Raw genomic sequence first — 25,510 nt, forward strand, 5'->3', positions numbered from 1 at the left:
CCAAATGGCAAAGGCCGCGCCGGGAAACCGGTGCGGCCTTTGTGTTTGCGATGAAGGAGGTCGTCAGCCGAAGCTTGGCGACACCAAAACCGTCGTGGCAAAGCTCGCAGGCAGGGCGGCATAGGCTTCCGGTTGGGTGAACAGCGAAAGTCCAATGGCGACAGCGCCGATGGTGGCGGCAATCACGCAGGCACAGGCAAGGAGGAACAGGATCTTCATGGATTTCCCCGAGATGTTTGCCCGGCATATCGGGTCTGTCCGCCGGGAAGTAAATGCGTCATGCGATCACATGCCGATAAGATGCCGATCACATGGCGCCCGGGGATGCGGCCGGATTGGTCCGGCCCTCCAGCATGTCGAGCGCTTCGGCATAGGTAACGCAAGCCACATCGGGTAGAGCGCAGACTTCCGTTACCAGCCGTTCCATGGCGATCCAGTAGGCGCCGCCGTTCATCTCGACGAAATGCAGGCCGATCTGCAGGGGGATGCGTTCGCCGTCATACTGCCGGTCGAAGGCCGACCGGAACGCCTGGTAGCTGCGCTCGGCGAATTCGTCTGCCTTTGACGGGTGGTCGATACCGGCGGAATGGCGGATGAAGAGGTTGTAATCCATGGCGATGATGCGTCGTTCCCTCGGACCCTCCGGAATCAATGGCAGGCCGAACCGGGCCAGTCCGCCTTCTTCGACCGGCAATGTCGGATCGTGTGTGACGATGCTTGCATCATAACGGAAGCCGTGTTCGCGCTCGGCCTGAAACAGGCTTTCCGGTGCCGAGAGATAGGGTGCGCGGAAACCTGTGATGTCATTCTCAACGAAATCTGCCCAGCCATTCGGCTCGCGATCGGCAAAGCCGTTATCCTTCCAGGCATTCGCCAGAACCCGGTCGAAGGCGTCGAACTCCGTCAGCCATTCTGCCTTGCTCCAGTCCTTGCCGTCGAAATGGCCGCAGGTATGGCTGGCGATCTCATGGCCTTCGGTTCGCGCCTTCCAGATGTGGTCGAGCCGGTTGCCGACTTCCTCCGCGCTCATGGCAAAGCCGATGTTCGAGCGCCCCGCCTTGATGCCTGGCGCTTTGTAGTCGCCGGCACGGGCACGCGGGATCAGCGTGGTGCATGAGAGGAAATAGGTGAACCGGGCATTGGCTTTCTGGCCGATCTCGCGGCTGCGCGCCCAGAGCCTGTTGTCATGCGCGCCGTCGAAGGAGACGAGCAGCAGTTGTTTCGGCCTCTGTTCTTCCGCACCTTTTGCCGTAGGGTCAGGCGCTTCGGCAAACGCGGTGGTCGCCATTGCGGCGAGGGAAAAGGCAATCAGGCTACGAAACATCAACAACTACCCGGCAATCAACAGGGTGCGTTGCCTCCCATCCAAATGCGGCGAAGCTTTGAACGCTCTGGAAATTCGATCGCCGGACCATTAAGGCTTTGGGCAACTCGACCTGAAAGGTTCTGACCCATGACGCTTCTCATCCTCGGTATCATCCTGTTTCTGGCTACCCATCTCATCCGCGTCGTCGCACCCGGTTTCCGGCTCTCGATGATCGACCGCTTCGGCGAGACGGGCTGGCGGGTGATCAATTCGGTGATGAGCCTGGTATCCCTGGTCGTGCTGATCTGGGGTTATGCGACCGCTCCGGTCATCAATGTGTGGTTCCCGCCCATGGGCATGAACCACCTGACGACGACGCTTATGCTGTTTGCGATGATCTGTCTGGTGGCCGGTTTCTTGCCGGCCGGACATATCGCCACCAAGACCAAGCATCCGATCGTGTTGTCGATCAAGATCTGGGCCGCAGCTCACCTGCTCGCCAACGGCGATCTTGCCTCGATCCTGATGTTCGTCGCGCTTCTTGCCTGGGGCGTGGTCCTGCGCATCAGCTACAAGCGCCGTGTGCGGGCGGGTGAACTGGTGCTCAAGCCCTTCGTCTCTGCCCGCTTCGATGCGATTGCCGTGGTCGGTGGCATCGTCGCTTGGGCCGTCATCACCATGTGGCTGCACAAACTGTTGATCGGTGTTGCGCCGCTCACCATGTGACGGCTTAAGGCTGTTGGCGGTTTTCCCCTTACAAGCGGGCAAAAATCGGCTAGAAGGCCGCTCACGCATGAGAGACTGCATGGAAAGGCCGGCGATGTCCGGGAGTATGAATGGTTGACCAGAACGACAGCTTTATCCGCGAAGTGAACGAGGAGCTTCGCTCCGACCAGGTGCGCAATGCCTGGAAGCGCTACAGCCGCTGGATCATCGGTGTCGCCGTCGTCATCGTGCTCGGTACCGCCGGTCATCGCGTGTGGACCCATTGGGATTCCACCCAGGCGTCGGATGCCGGCGACAAGTTCCTGGCCGCGCTCAATCTGGCTGACCAGGGCAAGCGCGACGAGGCGGAAGCCGCACTTCAGGCCCTGGAACAGGAGGGTTACGGCGCCTATGGCGTGCTTGCCCGTTTCCGTGGCGCCTCGGTCATGGCCGAAAAGGGTGATCCGGCCGGCGCCATCGCGTCGTTCAAGACGATCAGCGACGATGCCTCTATCCCGGATGCCGTACGCAACACGGCGAAGATCCGCGCCGCCTGGCTGCTCGTCGATACCGGCACTTACCAAGATGTCTCGGCGCTCGTCGAGGCCATGGCGACGCCGACCAATGCCATGCGCCATGCCGCCCGCGAAGCGCTGGGTCTCGCCGCCTACAAGGCCGGTGACATGGTCCGTGCCCGCGAATGGTTCGAACAGATCAGTGAAGATGCGGAAACCCCGCGCAATGTCGCCAACCGCGCCCAGATGCTGCTCGACAACATCAAGGCGTCGGGCAAGGCGCCGTAACAACGACAAGGCCTCGTAAGGCCGGAAAGCTAGCGTTCCCATGAGTTTCACAGTCGCCATCGTCGGGCGCCCGAATGTCGGCAAGTCCACGCTCTTCAACCGCCTCGTCGGTAAGAAGCTGGCGCTGGTCGACGACACCCCGGGTGTGACCCGCGACCGCCGTCCGGGCGATGCCAAGCTCGTGGACCTGCGCTTCACCATCATCGATACGGCCGGTCTCGAAGAGGCAGGCCCGGAAACGCTCGAAGGCCGCATGCGGGCCCAGACGGAAGCGGCGATCGACGAGGCGGATCTGTCCCTCTTCGTCGTCGATGCCAAGTTCGGTCTGACACCGGTGGACCAGTCGCTCGCCGAAATGCTGCGTCGGCGCGGCAAACCGGTGGTGCTCGTCGCTAACAAGTCGGAAGCCCGCGGGTCCGATGCCGGCTTCTATGACGCCTATACGCTCGGCCTTGGCGAACCCGTGCCGATCTCGGCCGAACACGGCCAGGGCATGATTGATCTCAGGGACGCCATCGTTGAGGCGCTCGGCGAGGAGCGCGCCTTCCCCGAGCCGGACGATGAGGCCGAAACCGACATCGTTCTGACAGAGGGCGAGGGCGAAGAGGACGAAGAGTTCGAACCCGAATACGACGAAAGCAAGCCGCTGCGCGTCGCGATCGTCGGCCGTCCGAATGCCGGCAAGTCGACGCTGATCAACCGTTTCCTCGGCGAGGATCGTCTTCTCACGGGGCCTGAGGCCGGCATCACCCGCGATTCGATCTCGGTCGAATGGGAGTGGCGCGGCCGCACCATCAAGATGTTTGACACCGCCGGCATGCGCAAGAAGGCGCGCGTGCAGGAAAAGCTCGAGAAGTTGTCCGTCGCCGATGCGCTGCGTGCCATCCGCTTTGCCGAAACGGTCGTCATCATTTTCGATGCAACCATTCCTTTCGAAAAGCAGGATCTGCAGATCGTTGATCTCTGCCTGCGCGAAGGTCGTGCCGCCGTGCTCGCCTTCAACAAGTGGGATCTGGTCGAGGATCCGCAGGCGTTCCTGAACGATCTTCGCGAAAAGACAGAACGACTTTTGCCGCAGGCACGTGGCATCCGCGCCGTGCCAATCTCGGGCCATACCGGTTATGGCCTGGAAAAGCTCATGCAGAGCATCGTCGACACCGACAAGGTGTGGAACAAGCGGATCTCGACGGCGAAGCTCAATCGCTGGCTGGATAGCGTCACGACCCAGCATCCGCCACCGGCCGTCTCTGGCCGTCGCCTGAAGCTGAAATACATGACGCAGGTCAAGGCCCGTCCGCCGGCCTTCATGATTTCCTGCACGCGTCCCGATGCGCTGCCGGAAAGCTATGTGCGCTATCTGACCAATGGTCTGCGCGCTGATTTCGATATGCCGGGCGTGCCGATCCGCATCCACTTCAAGGCGGGCGAGAACCCATTCGAGGGCCGCAAGCGCCGCCGCTGACCTACAGCCTTACTCGGTTGCCGGTGCCTGATAGCTGTCCGCGTCCTGCGGGCGGATGCCGAAGCGCTGCCTTAAGCCCCGCCTGCGGCGCTGCTCTTTCGCTTCCACGACATTGTCGAAGAACTGCTGAGTGGCCGCTTCCCAGGAATAGGTCTCGGCAAGCCGCCGTGCAGCCTGGGGCGAGGCCTGAAGGGCTGCGATACAAGCGATCTGCAGGTCGCGATCCATGGCGCCGGCATTGGAGCCGGACGGGATGATATCGATGGGGCCGGTCACGGGATAACCGGCGACGGGGATACCGGAGGCAAGCGCTTCGAGGATCGTGTTGCCGAAAGTGTCGGTCTTCGAGGGGAAGACGAAGACATCGGCTTCTGCATAGGCCCGAGCGAGATCCTCGCCGTGTTTCATGCCGGTGAAATGCACGTCGGGATAGCGCGCCTGAAGATCGGCGCGAGCAGGGCCGTCACCCACCACCACCTTGGATCCCGGCAGATCGAGATCGAGAAAGGCCGGCAGGTTCTTATCCACGGCGACGCGACCGACTGTCATGAAGATCGGACGGGGCAGGCCGAACGGTTTTTCAGATTTTTCGCGCGGGTAAAACAGGCTCGTATCGATGCCACGGCTCCAGAGGCAAAGATTGTTGAGACCTTGTGATGCCAGTTCCCGTCTCAGGCTTTCGGTCGCCACCATGCAGGCGCCGCCGCGATTGTGAAACCAGCGGACATAGGCATAGAGCCAGGACAGCGGCACCGGCAGACGGGCCGCCACATATTCGGGAAAGCGTGTGTGATAGGTCGTCGAGAAGGCACGCTTGTGCTTGAGGCACCAGCGCCGGGCCATCAGGCCGAGTGGGCCCTCTGTGGCGATGTGAATGTAGTCTGGCTGCTGCTCCTCCAGCGTCCGCCCGATGCGGCGCGGCGTCACCAGCGACAGGCGGATCTCCGGATAGGTCGGCATTGGGGCGCTGCGGAAGGGGGCTGGCGTGATCATCGAGACCTCGACGCCCATCTTCTGCAGTTCGCGATTGGTCGTCTCGATCGAGCGGACGACGCCATTGACCTGCGGGTGCCAGGCATCGGTCACAATGGTCAGTCTCGGCATGGCGTGTCCGCCCTCATCCGAACGGCCGCCGGAGCGGCGATTCACCCTCTGAAGCTCTGACCGCCTTATGCGGGTCCAATATTACAGTCTGATGTCAGTCGAAGAACGGTCGTTTGACATCGGTGCCCGAACCCGATTCCCTAGGCGCGACCTGACGATTCCCGCTCAAAGGATCCACCATGACAAAGTCACCCGCAAAACCCACCCGTTCCAATGCGGCCGACTGGTGGCGGGGCGCCGTCATCTACCAGGTCTATCCGCGCTCCTTCCAGGATACGGATGGCGACGGGATCGGTGACATCAAGGGCATCATCGAGCGGCTCCCCTACATCGCTTCGCTCGGCGTCGATGCCATCTGGCTGTCGCCCTTCTTCACCTCGCCGCAGGCCGACATGGGCTATGACGTGTCGGATTATTGCGATGTCGATCCGATGTTCGGCACGCTTGCCGATTTCGACGCGATGATGAAAGAGGCCAAGCGCCTTGGCCTCAAGGTGATCATCGACCAGGTGATCTCACACACCTCTGACCAACATCCCTGGTTTAAGGAGAGCCGCGCGAGCCGGGATAATTCGAAGGCCGACTGGTATGTCTGGGCGGCCGCCAAGCCGGATGGTACGGCGCCTAACAACTGGCTCTCGGTCTTCGGTGGCCCCGCCTGGGAGTGGGACGGGGTGCGCAAGCAATATTACATGCACAACTTCCTCGCCTCGCAGCCGGATCTCAACTTCCACAACAAGGCGGTGCAGGATGCCGTTCTCGACACGGTGAAGTTCTGGCTCGATCGCGGGGTCGATGGCTTCCGGCTCGACACCGTGAACTATTACTTCCACGACAAGGAACTGCGTGACAATCCTCCGCATGTTCCAGACAGCGAGGACGCCGGCCTCGATGCGCCCGACGTCAATCCCTACGGCATGCAGAGCCATCTCCATGACAAGACACAGCCTGAGAATGTCGAGTTCCTCAAGCGATTCCGGGCATTGCTCGACGAGTATCCGGATCGCACCACGGTCGGGGAAGTGGGCGATGGAGCCCGTTCCCTGAAGACGGTCGCGGCCTATACGTCCGGCGGCGACAAGCTGCATATGTGCTACACCTTCGACCTGCTGGGGCCAGACTTCACGCCCAGCCATATCCGCCACTGCGTCGAAAGCTTCCAGAAACAAGTCAAGGACGGCTGGGTCTGCTGGGCGTTTTCCAACCATGACGTCACGCGGCATGTCAGCCGTTTCGTGCAGCAGCCGCAGGAGCGGGAGGCCGTAGCGCGGCTCGCCATATCAGTGCTTTCGGCTCTCCGCGGCTCGATCTGCCTCTATCAGGGCGAGGAACTTGGCCTGCCCGAGGCGGAGCTCGCCTTCGAGGATCTGCGTGATCCCTATGGCATCCGCTTCTGGCCCGCCTTCAAGGGGCGCGACGGATGTCGTACGCCGATGGTCTGGGAAAAGGGCAAGTCGCAGGCCGGCTTTTCCACGGGCAAGCCGTGGCTTCCGGTGCCGGCGGAGCATCAGGCGCTTTCGGTCGATGCACAGGATAAAGATGGAGGCTCAGTGCTCGCCCATTACCGCTCGACGCTCGCCTTCCGCAAGAGCCATCCAGCGCTGATCGACGGGGACATGGAGTTTCTGGCGACCAATGAGGATGTGCTCGCCTTCATCCGATCCAAGGGCGATGATAGGCTGCTCTTCGTCTTCAATCTCCGCCGGGGGCCGCAGGAGATCGGCTTGCCGAAGGGCCATGGCGTGCGCGAGGTGTTTCCCATGCCCGGCCTGACCGGCTCGGTGATGGATGGCGAAATCCGCCTTGGGCCGCTGGATGGCATTTGCGCGCGTTTGTCATGACCGGGTTTGGGGGTCGGCGAGCGACAGAAAAAGATCTCGACGCCTGGGCGTCCCTTCGCCATCAGCTCTGGCCGCACCTGTCGCTTGAGGGACACCAGGCGGAAATCGTTGATACGCTGGCACAGCCGGAGACGCTTGTAGCCTTCGTTTGTCTGAGTGCCACCGGCAACGCGATTGGGCTTGCCGAGGCGAGCATGCGATCCGGACTATGTCAATGGCTGCGAGACTTCGCCGGCGGCCTTGCTGGAGGGCATTGTGGTGGATCCGTCTTTCCGTCGGCAAGGCGTGGCGGCGAGCCTCGTCGCGGCCGTCACCAATTGGGCGAAGGATGAAGGCCTGAGCGAACTCGCTTCCGATGCCGAGATCCACAATACCGTCTCCCACGCCATGCATGCGGCACTGGGCTTCGAAGAGACCCAGCGGGTCGTCTATTTCCGCAAGTCGCTTTGACGATCAGACCGCGCCGTCATCGGGAATGTTGAGCACATGGCCGCATGCCTTGCAGTGCACGGCGTCGACGTCGTGTCGCTGCAGCCCGCATTGCGGGCAGGGGAAGGTCACCTTGCTCGGACGGACGATCGCCTGGGCGAGCCGCACGAAGAGCGATATGCCGATGATCATGGTGACGATCGACGTCAACTTGCCGAAGGTGCCCGGTAGCGTGATGTCGCCGAAACCCGTCGTCGTCACGGTCGCGACGGTGAAATACATCGCATCGATGAAGCCGGTGCCGGGATCTTCGCGATAGAAGAAGAAGGTGTAGACGAAACCTGTCACCAGAAAGAGGAATACGAAGAGATTGATGAAGGCGGTGACGACATCCGTCTGCTCCTTCAGGCCGAGCCGGTTCAGCATCAGTTTGAAGACCGGCCGCTGGGCGACGGCCCAGATGCGCGCCACGCGCAGGAAGGCGAAGTTGAACAGCCATTGCGGAAATAGCAGCGTGCAGAGGACGAACAAATCGATCCAGGTCATCGGCCGCATCAGGAAACGGCGCGTCGACCAAGAGGCCGACCATTGGGCAATCAACTCCACGGCAATCCAGGCGGCAATCATGTAGTCGAGGATCAGGTAACTCGGACGGTCACGCAGATAGGGTCCGGCGAGGAAGAAGCCGATGATCGCGATGTCGATCACCATCAGCGTGAACTGGAAGCGGATCGCGGCGGTGTCTCGGCCATAATAGAGGCGAACGAGGCGCTGGCGGAACGGCTTGGTTCGATTGCCTTCAGTCTCGGATGCCATGGGCCCTCGTCAGTAATGGTAGCGGCATTGCAGGAGCGTCTGGTCTTCTCCCATGCCGACAACGGCGTAGACGATCCTGTGTTCCTGGGTGATGCGGCGGGACCACATGCCTCTAGCACACAGCGATCATCGAGTGATCAGTTTATCGTAATCCGCATGAGAGCCGATCCTCGCCGACCAGGCCTTACCGATCTGCTTGAAGTGCAGAGATGGATGCTGGGGATCGGCCTTCAGGAGATCGAAGTTACGGTCGGCGAGTTTGCGAACCGCTTCTGGAAGCGCGTTGTAAAAAGTCCAGAACTCCGGTGTGGTGGTTCACAGCGGCCGCGTTCGCGCACCCGCGTGAGATGCCAACGCGCCCTCGATGAGTTTGTCCAGTTGTCCTGCTGCCGAATCGTGTTCGATCTCCCGATCCCAGCGCTCGGCGCGCAGTTCTTCCACCGAGGCCGCAAAGGTGTCGAATTCCTCCGGCGACAGTTCGCGGACCATTTCTACAAGACGTTCGAGACGGGTCATGGCTTCATCCTCGCCTCAACCATAAGACTTCTATGGTCCGCTTCCAATCCTCACCCTATCAGGCAGAACTTGTCGACATCCACCATGCCCTTGTCGGAGATCTTCAGGTGCGGGATGACCGGCAGCGGCAGGAAGGCGACCTGGAGGAAGGGCTCTTCGAGTTGCGTTCCAAGGGCATAGGCCGCTTTTCTCAAGCTATGCAGCGTGTCGCGCACGCTCTCATAGGGTTCCAGGCTCATCAGACCGGCGACGGGGAGCGGGATCTCGCCGGTGACCTTGCCGTCCTCGACCACGACGAAGCCGCCCTTGATTTCCCCGAGCCGGTTGGCGGCGGTCGCCATGTCCTCTTCGGAGACGCCGACAACGCAGATGTTGTGGCTGTCATGGCCGACGGTCGAGGCGATGGCGCCCTTCTTCAGGCCGAACCCCTGAACGAAGCCATTGGCGTGGTTGCCGTTCTTGCCGTGACGCTCGATGACGGCGACCTTGATCACGTCGTTTTCGAGATCGACGGAGGTCTGGTTGCCCGAGGTCGGCAGGCGGTAGCGGCGGTGTTCGGTGATGATCTTGCCGGGCATGACGCCGATCACGGGTGTTTCGCCCTCTGCGACTGGCACGCCGAAGTCCGCGGCCTTGACGACCCTGGCCTTGACGCTGTCGAGGCCGACGGGGGCGACCGGCTTGCGGGTGGCAAAGAGCGCATCGGTGACGCGCCGACCTGCGGCGAAGACCATCTCGGCCTTGCAGTTTTCGAGGCTATCGACCACGACGAGATCGGCCCGCCAGCCGGGGGCGACGAGGCCACGGTCACGCAACCCGAAGGCACGGGCCGCCGAAATCGAGGCGGCGCGGTAGACGGCCAGCGGCTCGACGCCGTGTCTGATCGCCTCGCGGATGAGATAGTCGAGATGGCCCTGTTCGGCGATGTCGAGCGGGTTTCGGTCGTCGGTGCAGAGCGCGAGGAATGGCGAGAGCCGCTCGGTCAAGATCGGCATCAGCGCGTGCAGGTCCTTCGACACCGAGCCCTCGCGCACGAGGATGTGCATGCCCTTGCGGATCTTCTCCATGGCTTCCGCAGCACTCGTGCATTCGTGGTCGGTGCGGATGCGGGCAGAGAGATAGCCGTTCAGATCGCGGCCCGAGAGCAGCGGTGAATGGCCATCGATATGGCCGTCCTGGAAGGCTTCGAGCTTTGCCATGCAGATCGGATCCTTGTGGATCACGCCCGGAAAATTCATGAATTCCGCAAGCCCGATGACCTTCGGATGATCGCGGAAGGGCAACAACCGTTCGATCGGCAGGTCGGCACCCGACGTTTCCAGATGGGTGGCCGGTACGCAGGACGAAAGCTGGACGCGGATGTCCATGATCGTCTGCTCTGCGGAATCCAGGAAGAACTGGATGCCCTCGGTGCCCAGGACATTGGCGATCTCGTGCGGGTCGCAGATCACGGTCGTCACGCCATAAGGCAGTACGCAACGGTCGAATTCATGCGGCGTGACCAGCGAGCTTTCGATATGCAGATGGGTATCGATGAAACCGGGCACGACGATCTTGCCGGTGATGTCGATGACCTCGCGGCCTTCATAATCCTCGACGGTTCCGACAATCGTCTCACCTGATATCGCGATGTCGGAGGCAACCAGTTCGCCGGTGACCAGATCGAAGAAGCGCCCACCCTTCAACACGAGATCCGCCGGCTCGCGGCCGGTCCCCTGATCGATGCGGCGTTCGAGGTCGGTCATGCGGCGTCTCCGATTCTGTTGTTCCCTCAAGTGTAGCCTCTTGAGGGAAGCGAGCCAACGATCTTGAAATGACATATTCTATGTATAATACTGATCTTATGTATGGCTGAGAGGGCTTTTGGATGGCTGATCCGGTGAAGGTGAGTGCTGCGGAGTTTCAGCGGCAGAGTGGCCGCTACTTCGATCTTGCGCTGACGCAACCCGTCGTGATCACGCGCAATGGCCGCGACCGCACGGTGATGATCTCGACCGAGGAATATCAGCGGCTCAAAAGGCGCGACCGGGAGGTTCTGGCCGGGGCGGATTTCTCCGAGGCGGAGTTGCAGGAAATCGCCAAAAGCTTACCATCATCGGGCGCGGATGCGTTCGACGACGAGCTGGATCGCTGACACATGGCAATAGACTTGCCGCAGTCAGGTCAGGTCATCCGCTATTCCTATCTATGGCATGACGAGTATGGCCGCGGGCTGGAGGAAGGGCGCAAGGATCGGCCTTGTGCCGTCATCCTGGCCTTGGCACGGGATGACGGCGAGACACAGGTGGTGGTCCTGCCCATCACCCATTCGCCGCCTTCGGACCCCAGCCATGCAGTCGCGATCCCCGCTGCCACCAAGCAGCGTCTCGGACTCGATGACTTGCCGTCATTCATCGTCCTGACCGAGGCCAACCGATTTTTCTGGCCGGGCCCGGATCTGCGGCCGTTCGAGACCGACGCGGGCAGCCGTGTTGTCTACGGACTGTTGCCGCGCAAACTGTTCCTTGAGGTGCGAGACCGGTTTGTGCAGCTTGCCCGGGCGGGCAGAGCAGGGTTTGTGCCCAGAAGCGAATAGCGGGACGCATTGGGCGACATTATACCCGCTTTCCCGTCACCGCCCCCGTTCCAGCCCTTTCGCCTTCGGTTCAGCCTCAAACCGTTCATCCACCGGCACGCCGAGCGCCACCGCCAGCGCATTGGTGCGGCTTGCCATGGCAACGACCTGCAGGAGTTCGGCATGCATTTCGGGCGTCATGCCCTTGGACTTGGCGGAGGCGGTGTGACTATGAACGCAATAGGCGCAGCCATTGGTCGCCGATGCCGCGATGTAGATCAGTTCCTTGACCAGCGGGTCGAGGGCGCCAGGTGCCATCACGGTCTGCAGACGCTCCCAGACGGATTTGAGTTCGTCCGGATCATGGGCGAGCGCTCGCCAGAAGTTGTTGACGTAATCGGTGCCGCGTTTTGTTCTGATATCGTTAAAGACGGCGAGCGCTTCCGCGCTCGCCTGCTCGTCGCTGAGGAGAGGGAGGACAGCCATGTGGTCGTCCTTAAACCAGCGCCAGGACGCGGGCCGGGCCACCGGTGCCGCGCTTGTGTTTCGGGGCGCCGACCATGATTGTCGCTCCGGTGACCGGAAGCTCCTCGAGATTGTTCAGGCATTCAATGCCGTAGCGCCCGCCCGGGAGCCAGCTGTTGTGCACGGCGAAGTCGGCCGAATTGCCCGGATCGAGCGACAGCGAATCGACGCCGATTGCCGCCACGTCGAGGGTGGCGAGCAGGTCGGTCGCCGACTTGGCAAAGCCCGGGAAGGCGAACTTGCCTTCACCGTCATTGCGGAAGGCGGGTTCACTCACCTTCTTCGCCCAACCAGACCGAAGTGCCACGACCGCGCCCTGAGGGATCTCGCCATTGGCGCTGATCCAGGCCTCGACGTCTGCCGCCTCGACCGTCGCATTGGCGTCTTCTTTGGCGCGGTCGGTGATGTCGATGATCGCGAGTGGGGCGACCAGTTGTTGCGGTTCGATCTGGTCGACGCTCTTGCCGTCGGCGCTGAAATGGAAGGGCGCATCGATATGGGTGCCCGTATGCTCGAAGATCGTCAGCTTGTGTAGCTGGTAGCCGTTACCCTCAAATTTGACCGCCCATTCATATTCGATGCCCGGATTCCCGTCGAAGGTCGGGAAGGTCTCGTCATAAGCGTGGGTGAGGTCCACCACTTTGCTCGGGCTCTGTTGCGCCAGAACCGGTTTGCAAACTCCGCCGGCGGCGACGGCCGCGCCCGCAAAGGCCATGCCCTTGAACAGCGAGCGCCGCGACAGCATGTTCTGCTTCACATTCTCGATCACGCAATGATTGCACATAGGCCTGCCCTCTCCACGGTTGGTAACCCTTGGAGAGTAGCCGAAGCATGGCAGCGAGCAAGAGGTGTCTCGGGCGCTGGTCTCGAAGCGCAGTCTGGGGGATTTCCCGGAGATGACCGCCGCCATCGATGACCAGGCGCGCTTTTGCTCCGGGTCGCATGGGACCTTTTTCTTACCCCCTGATCTCCACCGTAAAGCCGAAGCGCATGAGATCGCCGGACGGCAGCGCCACCGTATAGGGCCGTTCGACCAGTTCTGCGGTCCCGCCCGCATGGGCGGCCATGCCGTGCCAGGGTTCGACACAGAGGAAGGGGGCGCCGGGCTTTTGCCAAAGGGCGATATTGGGCAGGTTCTCGAAGGTGAAATGCATCGAGGGCCCACTTTCTGCGGCATAGGTGAGCCCCGTGCCCGCATCTTCGGGGAAGACCAGTGCATCATTGGCAAAGAGCGCATGGTTCAGATCGAGCCTCCCGGCCGTGAAGGGAGAGGGCAGGCGTTTGCCAATCAGGCCGGCTTCGAGCTGCACCACGGCAGGTTCGGCACCGTTGTCGAGCTGAACATGATGCGGCTTGCCCTCGGCGCCTGGCAAAGGCCAGAGAAAGGCAGGGTGAAAACCGAGGCCGAAGGGCAGTAGCTCATTGCCGATGTTCTCGACGGTTGCCGTCACCGACAGGCTTCGTCCGTCGAGGCGGTGCTCCAGCGTCAGGCGAAAATCGAAGGGATAGACCTCGCGCGTCTCGTCGCTCGAGACCAATTCATGGCGACAGGCCGTCGCCGTCTGCTCGACGATTGCAAACTCCCGTCGGCGGGCGATGCCGTGCTGCGCCATGGGATAGGTCTTGCCGTTGATCGCCAGCCGGTCGTCCGGCGCCTTGCCGACGATGGGGAAGAGGATGGGGGACCGCCCCGTCCACCAGGTGGCATCGCCGTCCCAGAGGAAATCACGGCCATCCGCTGTCTTCAGCGACTGCATTTCTGCGCCGAGCGTCGAGACCTCGACGGCGAGTTCGTCGTTGGCGATGCGAATCGTAGGGGGCATGAAGGGTCCTCGTCTGTTTGGCCGCACCCTAATGGCATTGGCGGCAAAGTGCGACGCGGATATGTCGAGCTTCCCTCCCTAGCCCTGCGGGCTGTCTACGCTGGCGGTTCCTTTGAAGAGAGGCTCCTTTTCAGACGATCGTGACACGCTCGCCGAACGGGGTGTTTTCATCGAAATTCTGGGTGCCGATGCGCTCGCTCTCGCCGGAGAAGCGCTTCTCCTCGGGCGCTTCGTCGTCCGTCACCGCTTCATCCTCGGCGCTCTTCTCATCTGCATCCCGCTGATGCCGTTCCTCGAGGTCGTGATTGATCTTCGATTGGCGGGCCGCGACCCAGGCGTTTTGCGCGTCGGAACCCAGGTTGAGAGTTTGGCCAGATTCCGTCTGCAGAGAGGCAGCACTTGGAGATGTCCGGCTGATGCGTTCGACCATGATCGTCTCCTCACGAGACTGGCCCTTACGACACCTGCCATGACCTCCTGTCACGGACAAGGCGAACGCGGGCCGTTGCGGAGCATCGACCCAGCCTCGTCGCCGTCATGCGCGAGGGTTGCGATCGTGCGGCTATCACGCTCCAGGATAGAGCAATGGACCTCGGTATTCAACGTGCGGCCGGTCGCCGGTGCCCGTCAGCCCTTTGTCTTCGCCATGACCGTCTCGACTGGCAGGCCCCGATCGCGCCAGGCGGAAAAGCCGCCTTCGAGATGGCAGACGTTCTCCAGTCCCATCTCCAGTGCCGTCTTCGTCGCCAGCGCCGAGCGCCAGCCGCTGGCGCAGAAGAAAAGGAAGAGTGTGCCCTCGGCAAAGACGGGTTTGTGGTAGGGGCTCTCCGGGTCGATCCAGAATTCCAGCATACCGCGCGGGCAGGAAAAAGCCTCCGGGATCGTGCCTTCCCGTTCGCGCTCGCGCGGGTCGCGCAGATCGACGAAGACGACATTGCTCGCCGAATGCAGACGGGCTGCCTCCGACGCATCCACCGCCTCGACCAGTGCCTCCGCCTCCGCCAGCAAGTCCTTGTAGCCCTTCTTCATGTCGATCCTCTTGACCTCTTCCCGCCTGTTGCCAGATTCCGCCATCCTAACGCTGTTGCAGCGTCTGTCACGATCTGCGTTACCGAGAATGACGGCTTGCCGCATTGTCGATGGTCCTAGAGGCGCCTAGATTGCCTCTCATGGACACCATACCCGCCGGCGGCCCAATCATCCTCTTCGATGCCGAATGCATCCTGTGTTCGGCCAACGCGCAATTCGTGCTTTCGCAAGATGGCGAGAAGCGGTTTCGTCTGGCTTCGATGCAGGGCGAGGTGGGTTCGGCGCTCTATCGCCGTTTCGGCATCGATCCTGGCAATCCGGACAGCATCATCGTGGTCGACGGCGAGCATATGCTGCGCGACAGCGATGCGGTGTTGTCGATCTATGCCGGCCTCGGCTGGCCATTGAAGGTCTTGTCCGTCTTTCGGCTTGTCCCCCGTTTTATCCGGGACCCGCTCTACCTCTTGATCGCGCGCAATCGCTACCGGCTGTTCGGCAAGCGCGACAGTTGCTGGCTGCCGTCACCGGAGTATCGCGACCGGCTGCTGTAACGCTGGCGAAAACCGGGCGAAACTTTCCCCGTCTGTCGCCGTTGAGGGCTTCATGAAACATGCAATCGTCACAGGCGGCGCCGGCCTTATCGGCGCAGAAGTTTGCACCGCTCTCCAGGCTTCCGGTTACGAGGTTGCCTCCTTCGATCTGAAGGAGGGGCCGGCCGGCATCCGGTCGGTTCGCTGTGATGTCTCGGATGAGGCGGCCGTTGCGTCCGCTTTCGACCAACTCGGCTGGAAAAGCCTCGATCTGCTGGTCAACAATTCCGGGATTGCCAGTCCAGATCGAGGCTCTATCACCTCTCTCTCGCTCGACGATTGGCGCACGGTTACAGACAGCCACCTGACGGCGGCTTTCCTGATGACGCGTGCCGCTGTGCCGCTGATGGGTGAGGGGGCCTCCATCATCAACATGCTGTCGACGCGTACCTTCATGTCGGGGAGGAATACGGAAGCCTATGCCGCCTCGAAAGGTGGTCTCTTCGGGCTGACCCATGCCCTTGCGATCAGTCTCGGCCCGAAGATCAGGGTCAATGGCATTGCGCCCGGCTGGATCTCGGGAGATGGCGACTTGCGGCCAGAAGATCACGCTCAACATCCAGCCGGCCGCGTCGGGCGACCGGAGGACGTCTCGAAAGCCGTCCTCTATCTCGCCGATGCCGGCTTCATGACCGGAGCGGTGCTGACGCTTGATGGTGGCATGACGCGGAAAATGATCTACGCCGATTGACGGGCGCCAATGCTGGAAAGGGCCGCTCAGCCTCGCAATAGCCTCGGCTGATGACCCTTGTCTCGGCGGTTTTGCGCGGGCTCAATTTCTCGTACTAGCCCGCGCCTGGCGCTCGATCACGCCGCCAGTTGCAACCGCATCAGATCGCCATAGGCCGACACCAGCCGATCGACATGCAGTTCTGCCTCTTGTGGGCCGAAGCTCAGGTGGCTGACGACGAAGTCGGAGTAGATCGCCACGGGCCTGTTCAGAATTCGAGGCATGTCGACGGCCAGTGCCTTTTCGTCGCCTAGACGCCGGAAACCGAAGTGCTTCAGATCCTGCCCGAGCCATGAGATGAAGTTGATCGAAACCCGTTCCTTCACCTCCACGACCGGTTGGACAAGTGGCATGCGCTTGTCCGGCGTCTGGAGGAAATAGTCGTGCAGGGCATTGGCACGGCTTCCGCTTTCCCAGAGGCTGCCGTTAAGGCCACCCGGCGGCATTTCGAAGTGGCCGACTTCGATGGGAAGAGAGCCGGACCGTTGCTGCCAGTGGGCGCATACACCGTTGTTGACGACGTTCGCCGACACCAGGAAGGGGGTCGGATTGTCCCGGCGGAAGGCGATGAAATCGCTGAGGCGCTCCAGGTTCATGTAGACGATATCATCGTCACACTTCATGAAGATGGCGTCCTGGAACCGGTTCGCATGCTTCGAATAATAGGCGTAGGTGTGGTGGTAGGGGTATTTCTCGTTCCTCGGACCGATATAGCGACGGACCTTGTCGTTGACATTGAGGATCTCGAGGTCTGCACCCCAGCCTCCGCGGACCATCACATCGGCACCACTCGAGAGATCGATCTCGTTGATCGGACCGATCTTCATGCCATTAACGGTCAGTACCGGATGGCCATTGCGGTCGATTGCCATGGCAACCGGGTTCGGGAGGCTGGGGGAAAGGATCCCCGGCGTGGAAACTTCGGCAATTCGCGGAGCCGTGTCACGATCGAAGGTCGCAAGTTCGGACCGGGCCAGTTTGCGAACCGCGCTCAGCTGGTTGTCCCAGCCGCCGACCACGAACTCGTAGAAGATGTTCGGATCGTTCTTCGGCAGCAGTGCCAGATGCAGATCGCCGCCGATACCCGCATCCATGCGGAACGGCGACAACGCGGTCACCTCGCCGGCCGGGTTGTATGGGGTGTCCGGATGCATGAAGCGCGCGGGGCCGAAGTTCTCGGAGACCCAGAGACGATCCTCTTCGGAACGGGTGAAGTCCCAAACGTGCCACTCATCGATGATCCCGGCAGAAAGCGCTGCCTTCACATAATTCGTGAGGATTTCCATCCGATTGCGTCGGCCTGCGAAGGTGATCAGTATAATGGGCGCCATGAAAGTTCCACCGGGTTGAGTTGACCACTCCTTGCAGCCGAACATTGAGCGAAGCTTTCCAGCACAGCTGCCGCACGAGGCTTGATCGAGGATATCAGACTATAAATCGCCACGATCATGCGCTGTCCAAGTATCGGGACTTCGCAGCCGCAGTCGTTCGAATCGTTGCTCTACTTACCCATCTCTGCTGGCCAATAAAAAAGGCGACCCTCGCGGGCCGCCTTTTCGATGTCTCGGAACGCGTCAGCTTATTCGGCAGCAACCGTCTTGCCGGCTTCCCATTTGTAGACAGCGAAGCTCTGCGAGGTGAGGTCGCCGGTCTCGCCGTAGGTCAGCTTGCCGATGGCGGTCGGGATTTCCGAGCCGTCCTTCAGTGCTGCGGCCACAGCTTCCGCGTCGTCGGTGCTGCCAGCTTTGGCGATGCCGGCGGCGATGACTTCGACGGCGGCATAGGTGTTGAGCGTGAAGGCTTCGGCAGGAATGGACTTCGCGGCGAGTGCGTCGACGGCAGCCTTGCTGTCGTCCGACTTCAGCGCGTTGGCGGCATTGGTGAAGATCGTGCCTTCGGCAGCGTCGCCGCCGATGGTGACGAATTCGTTGTTCGACAGGCCATCACCGGCGATCAACTGGGCGGAAAGACCCGCATCCTTCATCTGGCGGACCATCAGGCCGGCTTCCGGGTGGTAGCCGCCGAAGTAGATAACCTCGACGCCTTCGGCCTTCAGACGGGTGATGAGCGCGCCGAAATCCTTTTCGCCTGCGGTCAGCGAATCCTTGAAGACTTCCGTGACGCCGCCGGCGTTGAGGGCTGCCTGGAAGGCATCGGCGAGACCCTTGCCATACTGGCCCTTGTCATCGAGGATGGCGATCTTCTTGTCCTTGTATGCACCGAGAACGAGCTTGGCGGCGACATCAGCCTGCTGGTCGTCACGGCCGCAGGTGCGAAGCACCGTGGTCAGGCCGCGGGCGGTCAGGTCAGGTGCGGTCGCGGTCGGGGTGACCATGAGCACGCCGTTTTCGGCAAGAACGCTGGAAGCGGGAACGGCGACGCCAGAGGTGACCGGACCGACGACGAAACGAACGCCTTCACCGATCAGCTGGTTTGCGGCGGAGACGCCCTGCTTCGGCTCGCCGGCATCGTCAGCGATCTTCAGGGTCACCTGTTCGCCGTTGATGCCGCCCTTTTTGTTAATTTCCTCGACGGCGGTTTCGGCGCCGTTCTTGATCTGCGCGCCAACGGCGGCGAGTGGGCCGGTCAGCGGCGCCATCAGGCCGAGCACGATTTCGGCACGGGCAGCGGGGGCGCTGGCAATCAGCGCGGCCAAGGCTGCGCTTGCGAAGAGTTGAAATTTCATGTCCTGCTCCTTGGGTCGGCGCGACCGATCTGTGTCGGTTTGGGCGCCATTCGGGTTCTTTTGTTGCTCCCCGTGATCGCTTTAGACAAAAACGACGAGCAGCAAAAGAGCCGATGCCGTGGTGTGCGGTCACGCCACAGCTTTGTCGGGGCAGACTATGGCCTGCGGTACAGGCCTGTCTTCAGACGGTCAGAATACGGCCACCGACGCCGTCTTCGGCTTCGAAGCCGGCCTTGGCGGCGGCGGCGTCCTGTTCCTTGCGCAAGGCAAGTTCGGCCATGGCGATCTGTTGAAGTTCGAAGAGATCATTGCTGATCTGTGCCCGGCGAGCGGCAAGGCGGGCTTCGTCTGCGCGCGCTGCGGCGATCGCCTCCGGTTCCGGAACTGCCCTTGCGGGTGAATTTGCGAGGGAAATGTCTTTACCGAACATGCGCTTGAAGAGGTCGACCACGGATTTCCTCCAGGGACCAGATCCGCTTGCGGCCTTCGCGACGTGATGTCGGTGGTGACGATTGCGGATGTGCTGAACTCGTCGCCCGAGCCTTTCGCGATCATCTGCGCCAGGATCGAACGTGCGATTCTCAAGAAGATACGGGATGGTGCGACAGGCGACAAGCGCGAGCGAATCCGATGGTCAGCTTCGCGCAAGCTATAAAAAAGCGGCCACGCGGGCCGCTTCCTTGCATCTGTTTCCGAGCGCTGGGCTCAGATGTTGTTCATCAGCACCTTGCGGAGCTTGTCGAAGAGTTCGTCGATCTCTTCGTGGGTGATGATCAGCGGCGGCGACAGCGCGATGATGTCGCCGGTCGTGCGGATCAGCAGGCCGTCATTGTAAGCGTTGAGGAAGGCGTTGAAGGCGCGCTTCGTCGGCTCGCCATCGATCGGCTTCAGCTCGATTGCACCGATCAGGCCGAGATTGCGGATGTCGATGACATTCGGGCAATCCCGGAGAGAATGCAGCTTCTCTTCCCAGTAGGGCGCGATCTCGGCCGCACGGGTCAAGAGGTTCTCGTCCCGATAGGTGTCGAGGGTTCCCAGTGCTGCGGCCGAGGCGATTGGGTTGCCGGAATAGGTGTAGCCATGGAAGAACTCGATCATGTGCTCGGGTCCCTGCATGAAGGCGTCATGGATCTCGGCGGTGACGAAGACCGCGCCCATCGGGATGACGCCGTTGGTCAGGCCCTTGGCGGTGACCATGATGTCGGGCTTTACGTCGAAATACTGCGAAGCGAAGGGCGCGCCGAGGCGGCCGAAACCGGTGATGACTTCATCGAAGATCAACAGGATGCCGTGCTTGGTGCAGATCTCGCGCAGACGCTGCAGATAGCCCTTCGGCGGGATCAGCACGCCGGTGGAGCCGGAGACCGGCTCGACGATGACGGCCGCGATCGTCGAGGCGTCATGCAGGGTGACGATGCGCTCCAGCTCGTCGGCGAGGTCGCCGCCATGCTCCGGCATGCCCTTGGTGAAGGCGTTCTTCGCCGGCAGATGGGTGTGCGGCATGTGGTCGACGCCTGTCAGCAGCGTGCCGAACATCTTGCGGTTGGAGACGATGCCGCCGACCGAAATGCCGCCGAAATTCACGCCGTGATAGCCACGCTCGCGACCGATCAGGCGGGTGCGCGATCCCTGTCCCTTCACGCGCTGGTAAGCGAGGGCCACCTTCAGCGCTGTTTCCACCGATTCCGAGCCGGAATTGGTGTAGAGCACATGCGCCATGTTGTCCGGAGCGATGTCGATCAGGCGATTGGCCAGTTCAAAAGCCTTAGGGTGGCCGAGCTGGAAGGCCGGGGCATAGTCGAGTTCGCCGGCCTGCTCGCGGATCGCTTCGGTAATCAGCGGACGGCAGTGGCCGGCGTTCACACACCAGAGGCCCGCGGTGCCGTCGAGCACCTGGCGGCCGTCATGGGTGGTGTAGTGCATGTCCTTGGCGCCGACGAAGAGGCGCGGCTCCTTCTTGTACTGTCGGTTCGCGGTGAACGGCATCCAGAAGGCGCGCAGGTCGTTCGGCGTGGAATTTAGGCGGTTAGACATCGTGTTCTCCATGGCCCTTTGGTCGCGGGCGGCCATTCTCCCTGATGTCGGCTGCAAGGGCCGAAATCCGTTGATTGCACCGTCACGTTATCAGGGCGCAAGGCATGGTCAAGACACCGGCAGGGGCGCATCAACAATGGTCATGGATCGCTGAAATCGGGTGATGGAAACGCGAAGCGTCGACCATCCGCTGCCTACGAAGGCGCGTGCTCGGGCAGCGAAACAGAAAAGCCCCGGCGGCGGTACCGTCCGGGGCTTTGAAACGTCTAATGCCAGAGGCGCTATCCGCGCGAACGGATGTCTTTTCGATCTTCTCCCACCGTCGACCGGTGTGCTTCTGGCAGCGCTGTCATCAAGCGGCGGTCTTGGCTGCTGCCGGAGGGCAATAGATGCTTTCGAGCGTTGCGAGGACCTTGATCACGGATTCCGAGGTCGAGGAATAATAGATCGTCTGTGCGTCGCGACGTGTCTTGACCAGCTTCTGTGCGCGAAGCTTGGAAAGGTGCTGCGACAGAGCCGACTGGCTCAGACCGACCTGGGTCGCCAGAACACCGACAGGAACCTCACCTTCGACAAGGCTGCAGAGGATCATCAGTCGCTTCGGGTTTGCCATGGCGGACAGCAAGCCTGCTGCAACGTTCGATTGTTCAGACAAAGCTTTCGTTTTCATCTCAGTTCAACTTTCCTTGGTCGAGCGCCCTTGGGGGGAGTGGCAGTCGTTGAAAATCCATCACTTAATTGGAGGCTAAACTCTACCAGCATCATCAAAATTGTATATGCCTAAATTTAAGGTACTGCGTATACTGATTTAGGTAACTCTAATAGCAGATGCTGGACGTCTGCGATCGGCGTCTCAAATTCGTGCCGAATTAGTAAGTCCTTGAAAACTATATCCATTCCATGGGAATCGATTGCGGCAATGCGCCAGTCTCCCTCGGATGCACCATGAATTTTCATGGCAATGCGCATTGCGAGATCCGGATGCCGCCCCCCTAATTCTCGCAGTAAGGCAGCCTCACATTCAAACAAATCATCTGTGATTTGCGGGATGAGGAAATCTTTGCTGCTCAAATGATAGGCACGGCCGAAACCGCCGTTGAGGCTCGCCCGTTCGGGGCGCAGACGGAAGAAGCGAAAGTCGGGAAAGTCGATGTAAAGCTGCGATTTCGCATGGCGGGCGAGGAAGCGGCTGCGCAGTCTCTGGTGCGTGTTGCCGTCGCGCTCGACGGTTTCGGCCGTGCATTGCAGCGTCAGGCGCGGATGGGCAAGCGGATCGCCCTTGCCCGGTTCGCCTGTCAGAAGCGAGGCGCGGGGATCGGCGAGCAGGGCCGTCGTGTGGGCCGATAGGCCGGAGACGAGAATCACGGGCGCGCCGTCGCTGTCCATGCCGAGCAGCACGCGGCTGACGAAGGGAAAGCCAGTTTCCGGATCGATCACGCCGATGGCCGCGAACCGCGCCCCGCGCAGCAGAATGCGCGCCTGGCGGCGCGCATTGTCGTCGGTATCCCGGATAACCTGGGGCTTGTCGTTCATTGCCGTCTCCCGCATGCGCCTGTCATCGATGCGGGTCAGGGCCATCACGCCTTGCGACGATGTTTCGTCAGCCCGCTCACCACATCTTGAGCGTCGATCGTGCCGATGACGACGCCGTTGTCAACGACCCCAATCGTGCCAGGTTGACGCGACAGGGCATCGAGGATGTCGACGAGCGGTGTTGCCGGCGCCGTGGTGCCGGTCACCTGGTGCTGCTCGCCGGTCACGCCTGAGCGCATCACGTCCGAGGCGATCAGCATGTTGATCGGGTTCATGTTCTGCACGAAATCAGCGACATACTGGTTAGTCGGGTTCTGCACGATCTGCTGCGGCGTGCCGCACTGGATAATCCGCCCGCCCTCCATGATGGCGATTCGGTTGCCTATCCGAAACGCCTCGTCGAGATCGTGGCTGACAAAGAGAATGGTCTTCTTCAGCCGTGCCTGAAATTCGAGGAGCTCGTCCTGGAGACGGGTGCGGATCAGCGGGTCGAGCGCCGAGAAGGGCTCGTCCATCAGAAGGATCGGGGCCCCGGTCGCGAAGGCGCGAGCGAGACCGACGCGCTGCTGCATGCCGCCGGAGAGTTCGTTGACCTTCCGGTCGGCCCATGTCGAGAGGTTGACGAGCTCGAGCTGAGTCGCGACGCGTTCCTTACGTTCCGCTTCGGCTACGCCGGCCAGTTCGAGACCGAAGCCGACATTCTCTGCCACCGTGCGCCAGGGCAGGAGGCCGAACTGCTGGAAGACCATGGAGACGGTGTGCATGCGCAGATCGCGCAGCACCTGGGCCGATGACTTGTAGGGATCGACATAGCCTGTTTCCGTGCGAACGCTGACACTGCCGCGCACGACGGGCGCGAGGGCGTTGACTGCACGCAAAAGGGTGGACTTACCCGAACCGGAGAGGCCCATCAGGACGAGGATCTCGCCTTCCTTGACCGCCAGCGAGGCACCGGCGACGCCGAGAACCAGACCGGTGGTGGCGCCTATCTCGTCGCGGGTCTTGCCCTCGTCGACGAGCTTGAGGGCGCGTTCGGGCTCGTTCCCGAAGACGATGTCGACATTGTCGAAGATTACGGCGTCGGTCATGTCTCTTCTCCGGGAATGCGGAACATCCGGTCGAGGATGATGGCAAGGATCACGATGCAGAGACCGGCCTCGAAGCCACGGGCGATGTTGACTGTGTTGAGCGCGCGGACGACGGGCACGCCGAGGCCGCTTGCGCCGACGAGTGCGGCAATCACCACCATCGACAGTGACAGCATGATGGTCTGGGTGAGCCCCGCCATGATCTGCGGCATGGCGAAGGGCAGTTCAACCTTGCGCAGCACCTGCGTCGGGGTCGCACCGAAGGCCACGGCCGCTTCCACCAAAGAGGGCGGGGTGGAGATAATGCCGAGGCGTGTCAGGCGGATCGGGGCGGCGATCGCGAAGATCACGGTCGCGATCAGGCCGGGTACCATGCCGAGGCCGAACAGGATTAGCGCCGGGATGAGATAGACGAAGGTGGGGATCGTCTGCATCAGGTCGAGAACGGGGCGGACCACCGCATAGAGCCAGGGGCGTCTTGCGCAGGCGATGCCGATCGGCACGCCGATGACCATGCACACGCCGGTGGCTGCCAGCACCAGTGCCAGTGTCTCCATCGTCTCCTTCCAGTAGCCCTGATTGAAGATGAGGAGCAGGCCGAAAAAGGTGAAGGCTGTGACACCGAGCGAGCGGCGCATGAACCAGGCGAGCAGCGAAAACAGCGCGATCATGAACAGCGGATAGAAGGCTTCCAGCGCTGTTCCCTTGAGAAAGGGGGCCTGAAGCACGAAGAGCATCGCGTTGATCGACGCGCTGAGGATCGTTGCGATAAAATCAAATACAAAATCGACGTTATCGGTCAGCCAGTCGACGAAGCTCTTCGACCAGGGCCCGATGGGCAGTTTGTTGTCTGTCAGAAAATCCATGTTCGTCCCCGATTGGCCACAGGTTCAATGCCTGGGAGGCCGCGCGGCCGGATCCCCCTTCCGGTCGCGCGGTTCCACGATCGATGGACGGGGCTTAAAGGCCCAGTGCCGTCTTTACGGCTGCGAGGCCGTCGCCGCCATCCTTGGTGGTGACGCCAGCGAGCCAGGGCTCGACAGCCGCCGGATTGGCCTTCAGCCAATCGGACGCAGCAGCTTCTGCATCCTGGCCGTCATTCAGGATCTTACCCATGATCTCGTTCTCCATCTGGAGCGAGAATTTGAGGTTGGTGACGAACTTGCCGACGTTCGGGCACTCGGTGGTGTAGCCGGCGCGGGTGTTGGTGAAGATGGTCGCGCCGCCGAAGTCCGGCCCGAAGACGTCATCGCCGCCGGACAGATAGGTCAGCTTGAAGTTGGCGTTCATCGGATGTGGTTCCCAGCCGAGGAAAACGACCGGCTGGCCATCCTTTTCGGCGCGAGCGACCTGGGCCAGCATGCCTTGTTCCGAGGATTCGACGACTTCGAATTCGCCGAGTTCGAACTTGTTGGCGTCGATCATGTCGAGGATCAGGCGGTTGCCGTCATTGCCGGGCTCGATCCCGTAGATCTTGCCTTCGAGTGCCTCGGCATTCTTGGCAATGTCGGCGAAGTCCTTGATGCCGAGTTCGGCGCCCTTGGCATTGGTGGCGAGGGTGTATTTCGCACCTTCGAGGTTCGGGCCGAAGACCTCAACCGACTTGTCTTCACGGTAAGGCGCGATGTCGGCTTCCATCGTCGGCATCCAGTTGCCGAGGAAGACGTCGATATCCTTGTTCTTCAGCGAGGAATAGGTGACCGGAACAGAGAGGACCGTTGTGGTCGGCTCATAGCCGAGCGCCTTCAGCAGAACCGAGGCGGTGGCGGTGGTTGCTGTGATGTCGGTCCAGCCGACATCCGAGAAGCGGACGGTCGAGCAGCTTTCGGCCTCCTGGGCGGAGACCGGCAGGGCGCTGATGGTGATCAGCGATACGGCGGCTGCAAGGGTGCGGCGACAATTGAGTAGAGACGTCATTGAAAGGCTCCCGGTTTTC

28 protein-coding genes and 2 pseudogenes are annotated in these 25,510 nt (G+C 61.5%); 9 read left to right on the forward strand and 21 right to left on the reverse strand.

Features of this window, described 5'->3' with window-relative positions:
• Positions 1 to 63: 63 nt before the first annotated feature.
• Both BW978_RS23525 and BW978_RS09500 read right to left on the reverse strand, forming a co-directional pair.
• Positions 64 to 219, reverse strand: coding sequence for a hypothetical protein (locus BW978_RS23525; protein ID WP_175616863.1), 156 nt, complete (start codon positions 217 to 219; stop codon positions 64 to 66).
• 88 nt (positions 220 to 307) lie between these two features.
• Entirely contained in the window at positions 308 to 1,324 is a 1,017-nt protein-coding gene (locus tag BW978_RS09500; RefSeq protein WP_076394378.1) for a polysaccharide deacetylase family protein, read from the reverse strand.
• A 129-nt stretch (positions 1,325 to 1,453) separates the two neighbouring features.
• Here BW978_RS09500 and BW978_RS09505 point away from each other — a divergent pair, with 129 nt between their 5' ends.
• The 3 genes from BW978_RS09505 (at position 1,454) to der (ending at position 4,276) form a co-directional block, all read left to right on the forward strand.
• Complete coding sequence (locus BW978_RS09505; protein WP_076394380.1) at positions 1,454 to 2,032, forward strand: NnrU family protein; 579 nt, start codon at positions 1,454 to 1,456, stop codon at positions 2,030 to 2,032.
• Positions 2,033 to 2,142: 110 nt separating this feature from the next.
• A complete protein-coding gene (locus tag BW978_RS09510) occupies positions 2,143 to 2,814 on the forward strand; it encodes a tetratricopeptide repeat protein (protein WP_076394382.1) in 672 nt (223 codons plus the stop codon).
• 40 nt (positions 2,815 to 2,854) lie between these two features.
• The gene (der, locus tag BW978_RS09515; RefSeq protein ID WP_076394384.1) at positions 2,855 to 4,276 is read left to right on the forward strand and encodes a ribosome biogenesis GTPase Der; all 1,422 of its coding nucleotides are present in this window, start codon (positions 2,855 to 2,857) and stop codon (positions 4,274 to 4,276) included.
• A 9-nt stretch (positions 4,277 to 4,285) separates the two neighbouring features.
• On the opposite strand, the gene BW978_RS09520 is transcribed toward der, so the two are convergent.
• Complete coding sequence (locus BW978_RS09520; protein WP_076394386.1) at positions 4,286 to 5,380, reverse strand: glycosyltransferase family 4 protein; 1,095 nt, start codon at positions 5,378 to 5,380, stop codon at positions 4,286 to 4,288.
• Between the two features lie 179 nt (positions 5,381 to 5,559).
• Here BW978_RS09520 and BW978_RS09525 point away from each other — a divergent pair, with 179 nt between their 5' ends.
• Together BW978_RS09525 and aac(6') are read left to right on the forward strand one after the other, a co-directional pair.
• Positions 5,560 to 7,221 carry a beta-galactosidase BglA gene (locus BW978_RS09525; protein ID WP_076394388.1) on the forward strand — a complete coding sequence of 554 codons (1,662 nt, stop codon included), beginning with the start codon at positions 5,560 to 5,562 and terminating at the stop codon, positions 7,219 to 7,221.
• Positions 7,218 to 7,671: pseudogene (gene aac(6') / locus BW978_RS09530) on the forward strand (aminoglycoside 6'-N-acetyltransferase). The gene BW978_RS09525 and the pseudogene aac(6') overlap by 4 nt, the downstream one beginning before the upstream one ends.
• Before the next feature lie 3 nt (positions 7,672 to 7,674).
• On the opposite strand, the gene BW978_RS09535 reads toward aac(6'), so the two are convergent.
• From BW978_RS09535 to ade, 4 genes and pseudogenes are all read right to left on the reverse strand, one after another.
• Positions 7,675 to 8,466, reverse strand: coding sequence for an ion channel (locus BW978_RS09535; RefSeq protein ID WP_076394390.1), 792 nt, complete (start codon positions 8,464 to 8,466; stop codon positions 7,675 to 7,677).
• Between the two features lie 9 nt (positions 8,467 to 8,475).
• Positions 8,476 to 8,577 (reverse strand): annotated as a pseudogene (locus BW978_RS09540) (type II toxin-antitoxin system YoeB family toxin); the annotation flags it as partial.
• A gap of 204 nt (positions 8,578 to 8,781) precedes the next feature.
• Entirely contained in the window at positions 8,782 to 8,982 is a 201-nt protein-coding gene (locus tag BW978_RS09550) for a hypothetical protein (RefSeq protein WP_076394394.1), read from the reverse strand.
• Positions 8,983 to 9,032: 50 nt separating this feature from the next.
• Positions 9,033 to 10,727, reverse strand: a complete 1,695-nt coding sequence (ade, locus tag BW978_RS09555) for an adenine deaminase (protein ID WP_076394396.1) — start codon at positions 10,725 to 10,727, stop codon at positions 9,033 to 9,035.
• A 122-nt stretch (positions 10,728 to 10,849) separates the two neighbouring features.
• Between ade and BW978_RS09560 the strand changes: the two genes are divergently transcribed.
• Both BW978_RS09560 and BW978_RS09565 read left to right on the forward strand, forming a co-directional pair.
• On the forward strand, positions 10,850 to 11,116 hold the full coding sequence (locus BW978_RS09560) for a type II toxin-antitoxin system Phd/YefM family antitoxin (RefSeq protein ID WP_076394398.1): 267 nt from the start codon (positions 10,850 to 10,852) through the stop codon (positions 11,114 to 11,116).
• Positions 11,117 to 11,119: 3 nt separating this feature from the next.
• Entirely contained in the window at positions 11,120 to 11,557 is a 438-nt protein-coding gene (locus BW978_RS09565) for a hypothetical protein (RefSeq protein ID WP_076394400.1), read from the forward strand.
• Between the two features lie 36 nt (positions 11,558 to 11,593).
• Here BW978_RS09565 and BW978_RS09570 read toward each other — a convergent pair whose 3' ends face one another.
• The 5 genes from BW978_RS09570 to BW978_RS09590 form a co-directional block, all read right to left on the reverse strand.
• On the reverse strand, positions 11,594 to 12,022 hold the full coding sequence (locus tag BW978_RS09570) for a carboxymuconolactone decarboxylase family protein (protein WP_076394402.1): 429 nt from the start codon (positions 12,020 to 12,022) through the stop codon (positions 11,594 to 11,596).
• Positions 12,023 to 12,032: 10 nt separating this feature from the next.
• Positions 12,033 to 12,845, reverse strand: coding sequence for a cyclase family protein (locus tag BW978_RS09575; protein WP_076394404.1), 813 nt, complete (start codon positions 12,843 to 12,845; stop codon positions 12,033 to 12,035).
• Between the two features lie 172 nt (positions 12,846 to 13,017).
• A complete protein-coding gene (locus BW978_RS09580; protein ID WP_076394416.1) occupies positions 13,018 to 13,884 on the reverse strand; it encodes an aldose 1-epimerase family protein in 867 nt (288 codons plus the stop codon).
• A gap of 130 nt (positions 13,885 to 14,014) precedes the next feature.
• On the reverse strand, positions 14,015 to 14,314 hold the full coding sequence (locus BW978_RS09585; protein ID WP_076394418.1) for a hypothetical protein: 300 nt from the start codon (positions 14,312 to 14,314) through the stop codon (positions 14,015 to 14,017).
• A gap of 197 nt (positions 14,315 to 14,511) precedes the next feature.
• On the reverse strand, positions 14,512 to 14,913 hold the full coding sequence (locus BW978_RS09590) for a rhodanese-like domain-containing protein (protein ID WP_076394961.1): 402 nt from the start codon (positions 14,911 to 14,913) through the stop codon (positions 14,512 to 14,514).
• A 140-nt stretch (positions 14,914 to 15,053) separates the two neighbouring features.
• On the opposite strand from BW978_RS09590, the gene BW978_RS09595 reads away from it, so the two are divergent.
• Positions 15,054 to 15,464: a thiol-disulfide oxidoreductase DCC family protein gene (locus BW978_RS09595; protein WP_076394420.1), complete on the forward strand. Its 411-nt coding sequence runs from the start codon at positions 15,054 to 15,056 to the stop codon at positions 15,462 to 15,464.
• Positions 15,465 to 15,516: 52 nt separating this feature from the next.
• Entirely contained in the window at positions 15,517 to 16,194 is a 678-nt protein-coding gene (locus tag BW978_RS09600; protein WP_076394422.1) for an SDR family NAD(P)-dependent oxidoreductase, read from the forward strand.
• Positions 16,195 to 16,310: 116 nt separating this feature from the next.
• On the opposite strand, the gene BW978_RS09605 is transcribed toward BW978_RS09600, so the two are convergent.
• From BW978_RS09605 to BW978_RS09645, 9 genes are all read right to left on the reverse strand, one after another.
• Positions 16,311 to 17,564 carry a DUF6250 domain-containing protein gene (locus tag BW978_RS09605; protein ID WP_076394424.1) on the reverse strand — a complete coding sequence of 418 codons (1,254 nt, stop codon included), beginning with the start codon at positions 17,562 to 17,564 and terminating at the stop codon, positions 16,311 to 16,313.
• 248 nt (positions 17,565 to 17,812) lie between these two features.
• Positions 17,813 to 18,919: a branched-chain amino acid ABC transporter substrate-binding protein gene (locus BW978_RS09610; RefSeq protein WP_076394426.1), complete on the reverse strand. Its 1,107-nt coding sequence runs from the start codon at positions 18,917 to 18,919 to the stop codon at positions 17,813 to 17,815.
• A 181-nt stretch (positions 18,920 to 19,100) separates the two neighbouring features.
• The gene (locus tag BW978_RS09615; RefSeq protein ID WP_076394428.1) at positions 19,101 to 19,370 is read right to left on the reverse strand and encodes a hypothetical protein; all 270 of its coding nucleotides are present in this window, start codon (positions 19,368 to 19,370) and stop codon (positions 19,101 to 19,103) included.
• A gap of 254 nt (positions 19,371 to 19,624) precedes the next feature.
• Positions 19,625 to 20,953, reverse strand: a complete 1,329-nt coding sequence (locus tag BW978_RS09620; protein WP_076394963.1) for an omega-aminotransferase AptA — start codon at positions 20,951 to 20,953, stop codon at positions 19,625 to 19,627.
• 352 nt (positions 20,954 to 21,305) lie between these two features.
• Complete coding sequence (locus tag BW978_RS09625) at positions 21,306 to 21,623, reverse strand: ArsR/SmtB family transcription factor (protein ID WP_076394430.1); 318 nt, start codon at positions 21,621 to 21,623, stop codon at positions 21,306 to 21,308.
• A 116-nt stretch (positions 21,624 to 21,739) separates the two neighbouring features.
• Positions 21,740 to 22,486, reverse strand: a complete 747-nt coding sequence (locus tag BW978_RS09630; RefSeq protein WP_076394965.1) for a HugZ family pyridoxamine 5'-phosphate oxidase — start codon at positions 22,484 to 22,486, stop codon at positions 21,740 to 21,742.
• A gap of 44 nt (positions 22,487 to 22,530) precedes the next feature.
• Positions 22,531 to 23,574: a choline ABC transporter ATP-binding protein gene (gene choV, locus BW978_RS09635; RefSeq protein WP_076394432.1), complete on the reverse strand. Its 1,044-nt coding sequence runs from the start codon at positions 23,572 to 23,574 to the stop codon at positions 22,531 to 22,533.
• Complete coding sequence (gene choW / locus BW978_RS09640) at positions 23,571 to 24,440, reverse strand: choline ABC transporter permease subunit (RefSeq protein WP_076394434.1); 870 nt, start codon at positions 24,438 to 24,440, stop codon at positions 23,571 to 23,573. The genes choV and choW overlap by 4 nt, the downstream gene beginning before the upstream one ends.
• A gap of 94 nt (positions 24,441 to 24,534) precedes the next feature.
• Complete coding sequence (locus BW978_RS09645; protein WP_076394436.1) at positions 24,535 to 25,491, reverse strand: choline ABC transporter substrate-binding protein; 957 nt, start codon at positions 25,489 to 25,491, stop codon at positions 24,535 to 24,537.
• Positions 25,492 to 25,510: the final 19 nt, after the last annotated feature.

The sequence above is a fragment of the Rhizobium sp. RU33A genome, from assembly GCF_900156055.1.
In the GTDB taxonomy this organism is placed as follows: Bacteria; Pseudomonadota; Alphaproteobacteria; order Rhizobiales; family Rhizobiaceae; genus Allorhizobium.